The 12746-nt window shown below is 69.0% G+C and carries 13 protein-coding genes; 9 read left to right on the forward strand and 4 right to left on the reverse strand.

Features of this window, described 5'->3' with window-relative positions; translation table 11 throughout:
* Positions 1-270: 270 nt before the first annotated feature.
* The 7 genes from EGH21_RS05995 to EGH21_RS06025 all read left to right on the forward strand — a co-directional run bounded on the left by EGH21_RS05995 (position 271) and on the right by EGH21_RS06025 (position 9115).
* Positions 271-1335, forward strand: a complete 1065-nt coding sequence (locus EGH21_RS05995) for a BMP family lipoprotein (protein WP_220617569.1) — start codon at positions 271-273, stop codon at positions 1333-1335.
* Positions 1336-1381: 46 nt separating this feature from the next.
* Positions 1382-2941: an ABC transporter ATP-binding protein gene (locus tag EGH21_RS06000; RefSeq protein WP_220617570.1), complete on the forward strand. Its 1560-nt coding sequence runs from the start codon at positions 1382-1384 to the stop codon at positions 2939-2941.
* Entirely contained in the window at positions 2938-4176 is a 1239-nt protein-coding gene (locus tag EGH21_RS06005; RefSeq protein WP_220617571.1) for an ABC transporter permease, read from the forward strand. The genes EGH21_RS06000 and EGH21_RS06005 overlap by 4 nt, the downstream gene beginning before the upstream one ends.
* A complete protein-coding gene (locus tag EGH21_RS06010) occupies positions 4169-5221 on the forward strand; it encodes an ABC transporter permease (protein WP_220617572.1) in 1053 nt (350 codons plus the stop codon). The genes EGH21_RS06005 and EGH21_RS06010 overlap by 8 nt, the downstream gene beginning before the upstream one ends.
* A gap of 135 nt (positions 5222-5356) precedes the next feature.
* Entirely contained in the window at positions 5357-7996 is a 2640-nt protein-coding gene (gene leuS / locus EGH21_RS06015) for a leucine--tRNA ligase (RefSeq protein WP_220617573.1), read from the forward strand.
* Between the two features lie 202 nt (positions 7997-8198).
* Positions 8199-8831: a cupin domain-containing protein gene (locus EGH21_RS06020; RefSeq protein WP_220617574.1), complete on the forward strand. Its 633-nt coding sequence runs from the start codon at positions 8199-8201 to the stop codon at positions 8829-8831.
* 77 nt (positions 8832-8908) lie between these two features.
* The gene (locus EGH21_RS06025) at positions 8909-9115 is read left to right on the forward strand and encodes a heavy-metal-associated domain-containing protein (protein WP_220617575.1); all 207 of its coding nucleotides are present in this window, start codon (positions 8909-8911) and stop codon (positions 9113-9115) included.
* On the opposite strand, the gene EGH21_RS06030 is transcribed toward EGH21_RS06025, so the two are convergent.
* Both EGH21_RS06030 and EGH21_RS06035 read right to left on the reverse strand, forming a co-directional pair.
* Complete coding sequence (locus EGH21_RS06030) at positions 9116-9538, reverse strand: GIY-YIG nuclease family protein (protein WP_220617576.1); 423 nt, start codon at positions 9536-9538, stop codon at positions 9116-9118. It abuts the gene before it with no gap.
* Positions 9539-9541: 3 nt separating this feature from the next.
* The gene (locus EGH21_RS06035; RefSeq protein WP_220617577.1) at positions 9542-9832 is read right to left on the reverse strand and encodes a hypothetical protein; all 291 of its coding nucleotides are present in this window, start codon (positions 9830-9832) and stop codon (positions 9542-9544) included.
* 95 nt (positions 9833-9927) lie between these two features.
* On the opposite strand from EGH21_RS06035, the gene EGH21_RS06040 reads away from it, so the two are divergent.
* On the forward strand, positions 9928-10560 hold the full coding sequence (locus tag EGH21_RS06040; RefSeq protein ID WP_220617578.1) for a rhomboid family intramembrane serine protease: 633 nt from the start codon (positions 9928-9930) through the stop codon (positions 10558-10560).
* A gap of 1 nt (position 10561) precedes the next feature.
* On the opposite strand, the gene EGH21_RS06045 is transcribed toward EGH21_RS06040, so the two are convergent.
* Entirely contained in the window at positions 10562-11299 is a 738-nt protein-coding gene (locus EGH21_RS06045) for a ribonuclease H-like domain-containing protein (protein WP_220617579.1), read from the reverse strand.
* 240 nt (positions 11300-11539) lie between these two features.
* On the opposite strand from EGH21_RS06045, the gene EGH21_RS06050 reads away from it, so the two are divergent.
* The gene (locus EGH21_RS06050) at positions 11540-11917 is read left to right on the forward strand and encodes a universal stress protein (RefSeq protein ID WP_220617580.1); all 378 of its coding nucleotides are present in this window, start codon (positions 11540-11542) and stop codon (positions 11915-11917) included.
* On the opposite strand, the gene EGH21_RS06055 is transcribed toward EGH21_RS06050, so the two are convergent.
* A complete protein-coding gene (locus tag EGH21_RS06055; protein ID WP_220617581.1) occupies positions 11914-12651 on the reverse strand; it encodes a MinD/ParA family ATP-binding protein in 738 nt (245 codons plus the stop codon). The two genes, EGH21_RS06050 and EGH21_RS06055, sit on opposite strands and share 4 nt — an antisense overlap.
* Positions 12652-12746 lie beyond the last annotated feature (95 nt).

Here is a 12746-nt window from a genome sequence, read left to right on the forward strand (position 1 = left end):
TCAGTCCTCCCGAGGTGGTCGCGTCGTAGTCATTGTCGGCCGTTCACAGGCACGACCGATAAACGTTCCCGCGGCGGCGGGGTCGAGACCGAACGCGGCGGGCGAGCGTTCAGTAGCCGAGCGACTCGCGAACGTCGCTGTCACCGGGCCACACCGATGTACGTGCCAGTGCGTACCGGCTCTGATGTTCTCGCCCGTCTATATAGCTCGCGTGTCGCGGTAACTGCACCCATCGAAGTCTTTAACGGTCGTGGAAACACCTCGTAGTACATGCCAGTATCACGTCGAACGCTACTCGGTAGCCTCGGTGCCGCGACTGCGACCGGCCTCGCCGGCTGTATCGGTGGCGGTGGCGGCAGCGACGCCGCCGCACGCGTCGGGATGGTGTACGCGACGGGCGGCCTCGGAGACGGGTCGTTCAACGACCAGGCCCAGACCGGCATCGTCCGGGCCGAGGAGGACCTGAGCATCGCCTACGACGAGTCCCAACCGGAGTCGACGTCCGACTTCGGGACGCTCCAGCAACAGTACGCCCAGTCGAGCGACCCCGACTACGACCTCGTCTGCTGTATCGGCTTCCTGCAGGCCGACGCGCTGACGGAGAACGCCAGCCAGTACAGCGACCAGCAGTTCATGATAGTCGACTCCGTCGTCGACGCCTCCAACGTCGGGTCGTACGTCTTCGCGGAACACGAGGGGTCGTTCCTCGTGGGCCTCATGGCCGGCCGACTGACGACGACGTCGTTCTCGGCGGGCGCGGGGTCGACCGCGGGCGACTCGACGAACGTCGGCTTCGTCGGCGGCGTCGAGTCCGACCTCATCAAGAAGTTCGAGGCCGGGTTCACCGCGGGCGTGAAGTACGCGAGCGACGACGTCGACGTCCAGACGGCCTACGTCGGCGGGTTCAACAAACCCGCCGCGGGACAGGAGGCGGCCATCTCGATGTACGACTCCGGGGCGGACATCGTCTACCACGCGGCCGGCAACACCGGCACCGGTGTCTTCCAGGCCGCACAGGAGGCCGGTCGGTTCGCCATCGGCGTCGACCGGGACCAGTCGGTCACGAAGTCCTCGTACAGCGACGTCATCCTCGCCAGCATGGTCAAGCGCGTGGACAACGCCGTCTACTCCTCGGTCGAGGACGTCGTCAACGACGAGTTCCAGGGCGGGTCCGTCACGACACTGGGCCTCGAACAGAACGGCGTCGAAGCCGTCTTCGGGCAGGACCTCGGCGGCGACGTCCCACAGGAGGTCAAAGACGAGATGAGTACGGCCCGAGACGACATCATCGCCGGCGAGATATCCGTGCCGACCGACCCCAATCAGGTGTCGTGAACCGCTTCGCTAGCTTGAAGCGTCGTCGTCTCGACGACTCCCGATAATGAGTAGGGCCGTCCACCTCGATGGTATCACGAAGCGGTTCCCCGGCGTCGTCGCCAACGACGAGGTCGACCTGACCGTCGAGCGGGGGACGGTCCACGCGCTGCTGGGCGAGAACGGGGCCGGCAAGACGACGCTGATGAACGTCCTCTACGGCCTGTATCAACCCGACGAGGGCCGCGTCGTCGTCGACGGCGAGGCGCGACAGTTCGACTCGCCGCGGGACGCCATCGACGCCGGCGTCGGCATGATACACCAGCACTTCATGCTGGTCGACCCGATGACCGTCGCCGAGAACATCACGCTGGGCAACGAACCGCGGAAGTTGCTCGGACTGACCGTCGACCGCGAACGCGCCGACCGCGAGGTCCGCGAACTGGCCGACCGCTACGGGTTCGACGTGGACCCGACGGCGATCGTCGAGGACATCGGCGTCGGCGTCCAACAGCGGGTCGAGATTCTGAAGGCGCTGTACCGGGGTGCGGACGTCCTCATCCTCGACGAACCGACGGCCGTCCTCACGCCACAGGAGGTCGCGGACCTCTTCTCCGTGTTCGAGGAACTCACCGCACAGGGGAAGACGATAATCTTCATCACGCACAAACTCGGCGAGGCGATGACCGCCGCCGACGAGATAACCGTCCTTCGCGGCGGCGAGAACGTCGGCGTGGTCGACGCCGACGCGGTCACGCGCGAGGAACTGGCCGAGTTGATGGTCGGGCGCGAAGTGTTGCTCGACGTCGACCGCCGACCGGCCGACGTCGGCGAGGAACGCCTCCGCGTCGCGGACCTCTCCGTCGAGGACAGCCGTGGGGTCCGGGCCGTCGACGACGTCTCGTTCTCGGTCCGGGCCGGTGAGGTGTTCGGCATCGCGGGCGTCGACGGCAACGGGCAGTCGGAACTGGTCGAGGCCATCACCGGCCTCCGCGGGGTGCAGTCCGGCGGCGTCGCGCTGGACCGGACCGACGTCACCGACGCCAGCCGTCGGGACCGCATCGAGGCCGGGATGGCCTACATCCCGGAGGACCGACAGGAACGCGGCCTCGTGATGGACTTCGACCTCGTGAGCAACGGGTTGCTCGGGAGTCAACACAGTCGGCCCTACGCCAGCGCCGGTCGCATCGACTGGGCGCAGACCCGCGACCACGCCGAGTCCATCGTCGAGGAGTACGACGTTCGGCCACCGGACGCCGACGCGACGGCCGCGGACCTCTCCGGGGGGAACCAACAGAAGTTCGTCGTCGGCCGGGAACTGGCCCGCGACCCGAGCGTCCTCGTCGCCTCTCACCCGACGCGGGGGGTCGACGTGGGGTCGATGGAGTTCATCCACGACCGTATCGACGCATTGCGGGCGGCCGGGGTCGGCGTCCTGCTCGTCTCCTCGAAACTCGACGAGGTGACCTCGCTCTCGGACCGCCTCGGCGTGATGTACGAAGGCGAACTCGTCGACGTCGTCGACCCCGACGCCGTCACCGAGGAAGAACTGGGCCTGCTGATGGCCGGCGAGCGACCGGACGATGTCTCCCGAGTCACACCGACCGACGGGGGGACGGACCGATGAGCGACGCCGACCGAGAGTGGGTCGACACCGTTCGCCAGCGACTCATCGCCCTCGGGCAGACGTCGGCGGGCGAACGCGTGCTCATCGCCGCCTCGGCGCTGGCGCTGTCGGTGTTCGTCGGGACGATTATCGTCTTCGTCGCCGGACTCGTCGCCACCTGTCGCGACCCCGTGCTGACGATGGGCGGGACGACACTGTGTTACGACCCGTTCTTCGTCTTCGACCGCCTGTTCCTCGGGGCGCTGGGCGACCCGCTGGCCGGCGGGTGGTCGCCGCTGAACCCGCAGTTCGCGCTCACGCTCCGGGAGACGACGGTGCTGGTGTTCACCGGCCTCTCGGTGGCGCTGGCGTTCCGGGCCGGCATCTTCAACATCGGGACGCAGGGGCAACTCGTCGTCGGCGGCCTGCTGTCGGCGCTGACGGTGCTGTGGGCCGCCCCGCTCCTGAGCGGCGGCCTCGGTGCCGTCCTGTTGGTGCCGCTGGGCGTCACGGCGGGCGCCGTCGGCGGCGGCGCGTACGGGGCGATACCGGGTGCGCTGAAGGCCTACGCCGAGGCGAACGAGGTCATCACGACCATCATGCTCAACTTCGTCGCGGTGCTTGTCACGCGGTATCTGGTGACAGGGCCGTTCGGCGACCCCAACAGTCAGGCCAACCAGACGCCGCCGCTCCCCGAAGTCGGGCAGTTCCCGTCGGTGGTGTTCGACCCGCGTACCGACTTCTCGCTGTTCGCGCTGTTGCTCGCCTTCGTCTTCGTGGGCGGCCTGTACTACCTGCTCGCGTACACCGCCTTCGGCTACGACCTCCGGACGGCGGGCATCCAGCCCACCGCGGCGGAGTACGGCGGCGTCGACGCCGCCCGGACCATCGTCGCGTCGCTGACGCTGTCGGGGGCCATCGGCGGCGTCGGCGGGGCCGTCTACGTGATGATGATACTCGGCAAGTTCCAGACGGGTGTCCCGAGTTACGGGTTCGACGGCATCACCGTCTCGATTCTCGCGGGCAACAACCCGCTGGGCGTCGTGTTCGCGGCGGCGCTGTTCGGCGTCCTCAAGTCCGGGTCGACGGTCGTCGCGTTCGCGACGAACGTCCCGCCGCAACTGGTCGGCGTCCTCCGGGGACTCATCATCCTCTTCGTCGCCATGCCGGAGTTCTTCCGACTGGTCGGCCGTCGACTGGCCGCCGGGCAGGAGGAGACGGGTGCCGCCGCCGTCGGAGGTGGGGCCGATGACTGACCTGCTGGATGGTCGGCCCTCCGGCCGACTGCTCGTCGCGGGCGTGGCGGCGCTGGTGTTCGTCGCGCTCGGGGTGGCCGCCCTCGTCGCGCCCGAGTCACAGGTCGGGCGACTGTTCGGCATCGTCGTCTCCGCCTCGACGCTCGCCGCCACGCTACGGCTCTCGGTCCCAATCGTGTTCGCCGCCATCGGCGGCATCTTCGCCGAGAAGTCCGGCGTCATCAACATCGGCCTCGAGGGTCTGCTCATCATCTCGGCCTTCACGGCGGTGTTCGGCGCCGACCTGACGGGGTCGCTGTGGCTCGGCTACCTCGTCGCCGTCGTCGCGTCGACGGCGCTGGCCGGCCTGTTCGCCGTCGTCTGCATCGAGTTCCGGGCCGACCAGATTATCGCCGGGCTGGCGGTGTGGCTCATCGCGCTCGGACTGGCGCCGTTCGGGTCGCAGGTCATCTACGGCGGCCCAAACACCAAGAGCGTCGACACGCTCGGGACCGTCACGGTGCCGGTGCTGTCCGACGTCCCCTTCTTCGGGGCGTTGTTCGACGCCTCGCCGGCCGTCTACCTGATGTTCCTCGCCGTCGCCGTCGGGTGGTACACGCTCAACCGGACGACCTTCGGCCGGTGGGTGCGGGCCGCCGGCGAGAACCCGAAGGCGCTGGACACCGCCGGCGTCGACGTCTCGCGAGTCAGGTACGCCGCCGTCCTGCTGTCGGGGACGTTCTCCGGTATGGGCGGCGCGTCGCTGGCGTTCAGCATCGGTCAGTTCACCGGTAACGGCCCGACGATGGTCAACGGGAAGGGGTTCATCGCCATCGTCGCGTACCTCTTCGGGAACTACAACCCGGTCGGCGCGCTGCTGTCGACGGCGCTGTTCGCGGGGCTGGACGCCGTTCAACTCCGCCTGCAGACGACGGACCTGTACGCCTTGCCGGACTCGCTGGTCCAGACGATTCCGTTCGTCGCCGTCATCGTCGTCCTCGCCTTCGTCGGCAAGACGCGACTGCCGGAGGCCGCCGGCGAGCACTACGAGTCCGGCGAGGAGTAGGCCTCACTGTCGGCGCCGTCTCCCAGCCAGCCCACACCCGTTCTGCCGAGATGCCGCACCGTGCTTGACGGGCCGGCGAGCGGTCGTCGCTAGCCGAACACTCATGTGCCACGCCGTCCCACTCCGAGGTATCGAATGTCGCGCCGCTACGACCACGCACGGGTCAAGGAGTACTGGCAGCACGTCTGGGAGCGCGAGGGCGTCTACGACTGCCCCGCCGACGCCGACGACCCGACCTACGTGCTGGGGATGTTCCCCTACACCTCCGGCTCGTTGCACATGGGCCACATACGGAACTACGCCATCACGGACGCCTACGCCCGGTATCGGCGGATGGCCGGCGACGACGTTCTCCACCCGATGGGGTGGGACGCCTTCGGCCTCCCCGCCGAGAACGCGGCCTACGAACGCGACACCGACCCCGAGTCGTGGACGCGGGCCTGCATCGAGCGGATGCGCGGCGATTTAGAGGAGATGGGCTTCGGCTACGACTGGTCTCGTGAGATAACCACCTGCGACCCCGAGTACTACCGGTGGAACCAGTGGCTCTTTACCCGCCTGCACGATGCCGGCCTCGTCGAGTACGACTCGGCGACGGTCAACTGGTGTCCAGACTGCGAGACGGTGCTCGCGGACGCACAGGTCGAGACCGAGGACGGCGGCGGCCACGACCACACCCACGGCGGCGTCTGCTGGCGGTGTGGCACCGCCGTCGAACAGCGCGAGTTGGACCAGTGGTTCCTCACCATCACCGACTACGCCGACGAACTGTACGACGGCCTCGAGGACTTAGACGGGTGGCCGGAGGGGGTCCGCGACAGCCAGCGCAACTGGATAGGGCGACAGGAGGGCGCTCGCGTCACCTTCGTGGTCGACGGCCACGACGTGGACGCGTTCACCACGAGGCTGGACACCGTCTACGGCGCGACGTACCTCGCGCTCGCACCGGGTCACGAGGTGGTCCGCGAACTGGCCGAGGACGACGACCGTATCGCGGAGTACGTCGAATCGGTGGCCAGCACGGACGACGCCGGTCTCAGCGGCGTCGAGACGGACCTCACTGCCATCCACCCCTACACCGGCGAGGAGATACCGGTCTACGTCGCCGCCTACGTCTTAGACGACGTCGGCACGGGCGCGGTCATGGGCGTCCCCGCCCACAACGAACGGGACCACGCCTTCGCCAGCGAGCACGACCTGCCGGTCGAGCAGGTGGTCGAACCCGTCGACGGCACCGGGACGAACCTGCCCGAAGAGCCCTACACCGACGACGGGATGCTCACCGACAGCGGCGCGTACGACGGGTTGGCGAGCACCGCGGCGCGGGACCGACTGCTCGAGGACGACGCCGCCGCGGAAGCGACGACCTACCGCCTGCGGGACTGGCTCATCTCCCGCCAGCGGTACTGGGGCACGCCGATTCCGATGGTCCACTGCGAGGACTGCGGCCGGGTCCCGGTCCCCGACGAGGACCTGCCGGTCGAACTACCGGAGTACGTCCAGACGACGGGCAATCCGCTCGACGCCGCCGAGGAGTGGAAGCAGACCGAGTGCCCCGACTGCGGCGAACCCGCCACGCGCGAAACGGACACGATGGACACGTTCGTCGACTCCTCGTGGTACTTCCTGCGCTACCTCTCGCCGCACTTCGAGGACGCCCCCTTCGACCAGCAGACCGCGGACGAGTGGCTCCCGGTCGACGTCTACGTCGGCGGCGAGGAACACGCCGTCCTCCACCTGCTGTACATCCGCTTTTTCACCCGCGCGCTCGCCGACCTCGGCCTGTTGAACCGCCGGGAACCCGTCGAGCGACTCATCAATCAGGGGACGGTGCTCCACAGCGGCGAGAAGATGTCGAAGTCGAAGGGCAACGCCGTCGCACCCCACGAGTACGGCGCCGAGACGACGCGGTTGTTCGTCCTGTCGGCGGCCCACCCCGCACAGGACTTCGAGTGGACGGTCAAGGACGTCTCGACGGCCTACGAGTTCCAGCAGACCCTCTACGAGATGGTCGACACCTACACCGCCGGACAGGAGACCCGCACCGAGAGCGCCCCACACGACGCCTACCTCGAACGCGAAATCGACCGGACCATCGCCGCCGTCACCGAGGAGTACGACCGCTTCCGGTTCCACCGCGTCGTCGGCGAACTCCAGCGATTCGCCCGTCTACTCCGGCGGTACGCGAGCTACGAGGCCCCCTACCGCTTCGCCTACAGTCGCGGCCTGCGCGTGCTGACGAAACTGGTCGCACCCATCGCCCCGTACCTCGCCGAGGAACTGTGGCACATGCTGGACGAGGACGGCTTAGTCGTCGAGGCACCTTGGCCCGAGTCGCTCCGGGACGTCGCCGACTTTCGCATCGAGCGCCAGCTCGTCCGGACGACGCTCGACGACGTGCGCGACATCACCGACGTGGTCGACATCGCGGACCCCGACGAAATCGAGGTGGTCGTCGCCGAAGACTGGAAGTACCGTGCCTACGACGTCGCCCGCGCCGCCGACCCCGGCGACGCCATCGTCGGCGCAATCATGAGCGATGCGTCGATACAGGCCCACGGCGACGCCGCGGCCGACTACGCCGCCGAACTCGCCGAACAGGGTGCGGGGCTCGAACCCGTCGTCGCCGGCGACCGGGAACTCGAAGTGCTCTCGCAGGCCGCGTGGCTGTTCGAGGACGAGTTCGGCGCGGACGTGACGGTCCGGCGGGCCGACGGCGACGACGAACTGGCGGGGAAAGCCCGGCCCAACAAGCCTGCAATCCACATCTCCTGAGTCAGAACCGGGCACCGACGCCCGGATTCGGGTCGAGAGCCGAGCGTACCGCACCAGCCACGGTAACGCCGTCTTATCGAGCGTCACGAGCCCCTGCTCATTGGTACCATCACACAACCGAACGCGCCGCCGACGCTGTCACCGCATAACTACGCTCGGCGGTCGCGGTACCCTAGACGGGCGTCTCAGCCCGGAGTATACCATGACACGAGACGACGGACCACCGACACGGACCGGGACAGACTCGTCCGACCGGGACGGCACGGACCGCTTCAGGGCACTGCCGTTCTTGCGGCGCGACTTCCTCTCCGACTCCGCGAAACTCGGCGCCGGCGCGCTCGCGCTCTCCGCTACGGGCGGCGCCGCCGCGCAGGCCGACGGCCAGACCGACGACGGACAGACCGAGGGTGGACAGGTCGACCAGCCAGAGGGAGCCAGCATCGAGGTTCTCGCCCCGCACGCGGGCTTCACCGACGACGTGGGGATGGCGCTGGGCGTCTCCTTCGAACAGGACGGCGACGAAGCGGCGTTCCTCCCCGACGCGTCGACTATCCTTCTCGCTCGGGTGACGCTGGAACCGGGTGGGACGACCGGGTGGCACACCCACCCGGGACCCGTCGTCGTCACCCTCGTCGAGGGCGAACTCGACGTCGTCTTCGCACACACCTGCACGACCCACACCTACGCTGCCGGCGAGGCGTTCGTCGACCCCGGCGGCCACGAAGAAGTCGCGAGGAACCCGAGCGACACCCAACAGGCCGTCGCCTACGCGCTGTTCCTCGGCGTCCCCGACGGCGAGTCGCCGACCACGCACGTCGAGCCACAGGACTGCTGAGGGCCGGCGCTCGCTCGACAGCGTCGACGCGAGCGTTGGGGCCAACCGTTTTCCCCCCGCAGTCGTTACCGGCGGCTATGGAGCAACGGACACTCTCGGTGAGTGGCATGTCCTGTACAGGGTGCGAGGAGTCGGTCGAGGCCGCCGTTCTCGGTGTCTCCGGCGTCGAAGCGGCCACGGCGGACCACGACGCGGACACCCTCGTCGTGGAGACCAGCGGCGCCGTCGACGACGACGCGCTCACGTCGGCCGTCGCGGACGCCGGCTACGAGGTCGTCTCGTAATCAGTCGTCGACCGCGACGTGGGCCGTCTCGACGGCCGTCAGGAGCGCGTCCCGCCCGTCGCTGCACACCAGATGCGAGCGACAGCCACAGTCCGAACAGCCGAAGTCGGGTACCGACTCGGTCGCTCCGTGGTCCTGTACGCGCTCGGCGACGGCACACTCGACGTCGGCGTGGGTCGTGACCACGGTGGCGACCCGCGTGGCGTCGTCGCCCAGCAGGTAGTCGACGTGCCAGTGGCGGGCGTCGTTGTCGCCGCTGGCGACGGCGCGGTGGCGGTCGACCCGCGAGAACCCGCCGGTCCCGAGCGCGCTCCCGGTGTAGGCGTACCACCCCGCGGGGAGCGACAGGTCGCCGAGCGCACCCACCGGGACGGTCCCGCCGCTGTCGCGTTCGCAGACGAGCGTGTACGTCCCGCCGTCCATCCCTTACGCGCCGATTTCGGGGTCCGCGGCGAGGTCGCCGAACCCGTCCAGACGGAACTCCCGGGAGTCGGTGCAGTCCTCGGTACTGGCGGCGAGTTCGCCGACGAGCCAGTCGAAGCGGCGCTCGAACCCGTCGTAGGGAGCCTCCTCGAACGTCTCCAGCACGGCGTCGGCCGTGAGGTCCTCGTCGTACTGCTCGGCGAAGGCGGCGACGTTCTCGGCGGCGGTCGCTGCGGTGTCTGCGTCGGTCTCCTCGCCGAAGGCGTCGGCGAGCGTCTCGCTGATGTCGGACATGTGCGGTGGAACGGCACGCGGTCACGTATGCGTTCTGGACTCCGACGACCGGGGCACCCTGACCTTTCTTGTGCGCTGCTCGACAACACTACTCCATGCGCCGTCCCGCCGAGAGTCCGACGCTCGTGACGCTGCTCCTCGTCGTCGGCGTGTTCGCGCTGCAGCAGGTCGTCGGACTCGTCGCCCGCCAGCGCCACGTCTTCGCGCTGTCGAACCCGCTGCTCGACCAGCCGTGGACGCTGGTCACGAGCGTCTACGCCCACGCCGGGCCCTCGCACCTGCTCGCCAACGCCGCGGCGCTGGCACTCGCGGGGCTCCTGCTGGAACGGACGACGACCAGCGCACGCTTCCACGGCTTCTTCGTCACGGTCGGTGCTCTCTCCGGGGTCGCACAGGTCGCCTTCGTCGGGACGTTCGGACCCTTACTCCCGGGCATCCCGGCGAGCGTCAGCGTCCTCGGGGCCAGCGGGGCCATCTTCGGTCTCTTCGGGTATCTGCTGGCGGCCAACCGCTTCACCGAGACGGTCGTCGGCGGGTTCGAACTCCCCGCTCGCGCGCAACTGGCGCTGGGCGGCGTCCTCGCGGCGGCGATAACCCTGCTGACGGCCAACCCCGGCGTCGCGCTGGTCGCCCACTTCACCGGCCTGTTGCTGGGCTTTCTGGCCGGTCGGGCCCACCTGCTGCGACCCGCCGACACCGCGCCGGAGGCCGACCCGGCACGGTTCTGAGTCAGCGGACGAACACGTCGTCGTGGAGGCTCCCCGTCACCTCGTCGGCCAGGGTGCGGAGGTTGACGGTGTCCTCGCGGTTGTACGACACCAGCGTCTCTAGGGCTCCGTCGCGGCCGCTCTCGTGTTCCCGCCAGAGGCGGACCGCGTCGCGTCCGGAGATGTCGGGCCGGTCGCGCTCGATGCCGATATCTTTCTCGACCTGCTTCAGCCCGCCCGAGAGTCCGATTTTCTTGCAGGTGTACATCAGGTCCAGATGCGGGCGCTGGAGGTCGATGTCGAAGTTCGCTTCGAGGAAGGGGACGTCGAAGCGCTTGCCGTTGAACGTCACCAGCAGGTCGGCGTCGGCGAAGGCCGCCCGGAGGTTCCCGGCGGTCAGGTCGTCACCGGCCACCAGCGTCTCCGTCTCGCCGTCCTGATGGAGGCTGACCGTCGTCACCTGATTCCGCTGTTCGTCCAGCCCGGTCGTCTCGATGTCGAAGAAACACGCCCGGTCGCGGAACGTCTCGTAGAGGCGCCACTGCTCGCTGTTCGGGAACTGGTGGTCGAAGTACGCCACGTCGGCCGCGTCGAGGTGGTCGCGTCCCTCCTCGATGAACCGCTGGATGCGGTCGCCGCGCTTCCCGCCGACGACGCCGGGTTCGAACTCGTCCCAGTGGGTGACACCCTGCTCCCAGATGGACCGCTCTGTCTGCTCGCCGACGCCGTCGACTCCGATGAAACTGTTCTCGACGCGCACGCTCTCGGGTAGTGGGGGCGGTGTATGTAAGTTCGTCGGGTAGCGAGGAATCGGCCAACAGCCGTCCTCGAAGCGACGCGGCGAACGGAGTGAACCGCGGAGCAGTAGCGAGGGGCGCGAGCGACGCGAGGGGCCCTCGGACAGCGAGCGGTGAAACCGCGAGCAGTAGTGAGGCAGCGCCCGCCTCGAACACCGAGCACTCCCGAAACGCCGAAGCCACCCGAGCGCCCACCCTCCAATATGACCGACTATCTCGTCGGCGCGTCGTCGGTTCACGTCACCGCGGCGGCCGCGGACTACCTGCAGGACCGCCTCGACCCCAGCGAGGACAGCGTCGTCGTCGTCGCCGTCGGAGAACCCGACGCGCCGTCTCGGGACGCCGGCGACGCCGTCAACGTCGCTCGCTCGCGCCTCGCGTCGGTGCTGCCGACGACGGAGACCAGAGACGGCGACCCGGTCGCGGAACTACTCGCGGCTATCGACGACCACGACCCCGACGTGGTGGTCCTCGGCGCGAACCGCGGCACCGAGGGGGCCGACGGCGTCGGGTCGACGGTCACGAACCTGCTGGCCCGCGTGAACCGACCGGTCGTGGTCGTCCCGCTCCCGGACCGCTAACGGCCGACCCGTTCGAGCAACCCCTCGTCCGGGAACTCGAGGTCGAGGGCCACGTCCAGCAGTCCCTCGGCGGCGACGGTGACGGCCGGCGCGAGGGCCGAGTCCGGGTCCAGCGCCGTCGGGACCGGAGCGGTCGGGTCGGCGGCCGGGACCTCGTAGTCGGCGGCCTCGACGGCGAGTGCCCGGTCGGCGTCGGTTCGCGTGGCGACGACGGCGTCCGCCGGCGCGTCGAGGTCACGACACCGGCCCTGTTGTCGCGGGAGGAGGTCCCGGCCGCGCTGGGTCGCCGGGACGACGAGTGCGCGGCGCTGTGCGGTCGTCAGCGCCGCGACGGACTGGTTCGCCGCGACCGGTGGAACGTCGAGCAGGACGTGGTCGAAGCGTGTCGCCGCGTCGGCGACGACCGTCTCGAAGGCCCGTGCGTGTTCGGGGGTTTTCGCGCGAGCGAGGCGCTCGAACGGTGCGTGAGCGGGACAGAACGCGACCCGACCGGGCACGTCGAACCCGGCGTCGTACAGCGCCTCGTTCAGCACCGCCTCGCCGGTCACGACGGCGGTCACGTCGGCCGAGAGTCGCCCCTCGACGTGCGTCGCCAGTCCCTGCGTGGCGAACGCGGCGTCGACGACGGCGACGGACCGACCCGCGCGGGCCAGCGTCGCCGCTACCTCGACTGTGGTTCTCGTCGTCCCGGCACCCCCGGTCACCCCTGCGAGTGCGAGTGTCGTACACCCCATACGACCACTCTCCCGCGGGACGAAATAAAAAGTTCTAGACGAACCGGACCGAAAATTCAGTCGTTCGGCTGACGAGAATAGTTATGCCGTCCGCC

Origin of the sequence: Haloarcula rubra (assembly GCF_019599465.1) — an archaeon.
Taxonomy (GTDB): domain Archaea; phylum Halobacteriota; class Halobacteria; order Halobacteriales; family Haloarculaceae; genus Haloarcula; species Haloarcula rubra.

Coding starts and splice junctions, on each gene's coding strand:
- leuS (WP_220617573.1), top strand. CDS start 5,357: ATGTCGCGCCGCTACGACCACGCACGGGTCAAGGAGTACTGGCAGCAC.
- EGH21_RS06055 (WP_220617581.1), bottom strand. CDS start 12,651: ATGGGGTGTACGACACTCGCACTCGCAGGGGTGACCGGGGGTGCCGGG.
- EGH21_RS06010 (WP_220617572.1), top strand. CDS start 4,169: ATGACTGACCTGCTGGATGGTCGGCCCTCCGGCCGACTGCTCGTCGCG.
- EGH21_RS06050 (WP_220617580.1), top strand. CDS start 11,540: ATGACCGACTATCTCGTCGGCGCGTCGTCGGTTCACGTCACCGCGGCG.
- EGH21_RS06035 (WP_220617577.1), bottom strand. CDS start 9,832: ATGTCCGACATCAGCGAGACGCTCGCCGACGCCTTCGGCGAGGAGACC.
- EGH21_RS06025 (WP_220617575.1), top strand. CDS start 8,909: ATGGAGCAACGGACACTCTCGGTGAGTGGCATGTCCTGTACAGGGTGC.
- EGH21_RS05995 (WP_220617569.1), top strand. CDS start 271: ATGCCAGTATCACGTCGAACGCTACTCGGTAGCCTCGGTGCCGCGACT.
- EGH21_RS06020 (WP_220617574.1), top strand. CDS start 8,199: ATGACACGAGACGACGGACCACCGACACGGACCGGGACAGACTCGTCC.
- EGH21_RS06040 (WP_220617578.1), top strand. CDS start 9,928: ATGCGCCGTCCCGCCGAGAGTCCGACGCTCGTGACGCTGCTCCTCGTC.
- EGH21_RS06000 (WP_220617570.1), top strand. CDS start 1,382: ATGAGTAGGGCCGTCCACCTCGATGGTATCACGAAGCGGTTCCCCGGC.
- EGH21_RS06005 (WP_220617571.1), top strand. CDS start 2,938: ATGAGCGACGCCGACCGAGAGTGGGTCGACACCGTTCGCCAGCGACTC.
- EGH21_RS06030 (WP_220617576.1), bottom strand. CDS start 9,538: ATGGACGGCGGGACGTACACGCTCGTCTGCGAACGCGACAGCGGCGGG.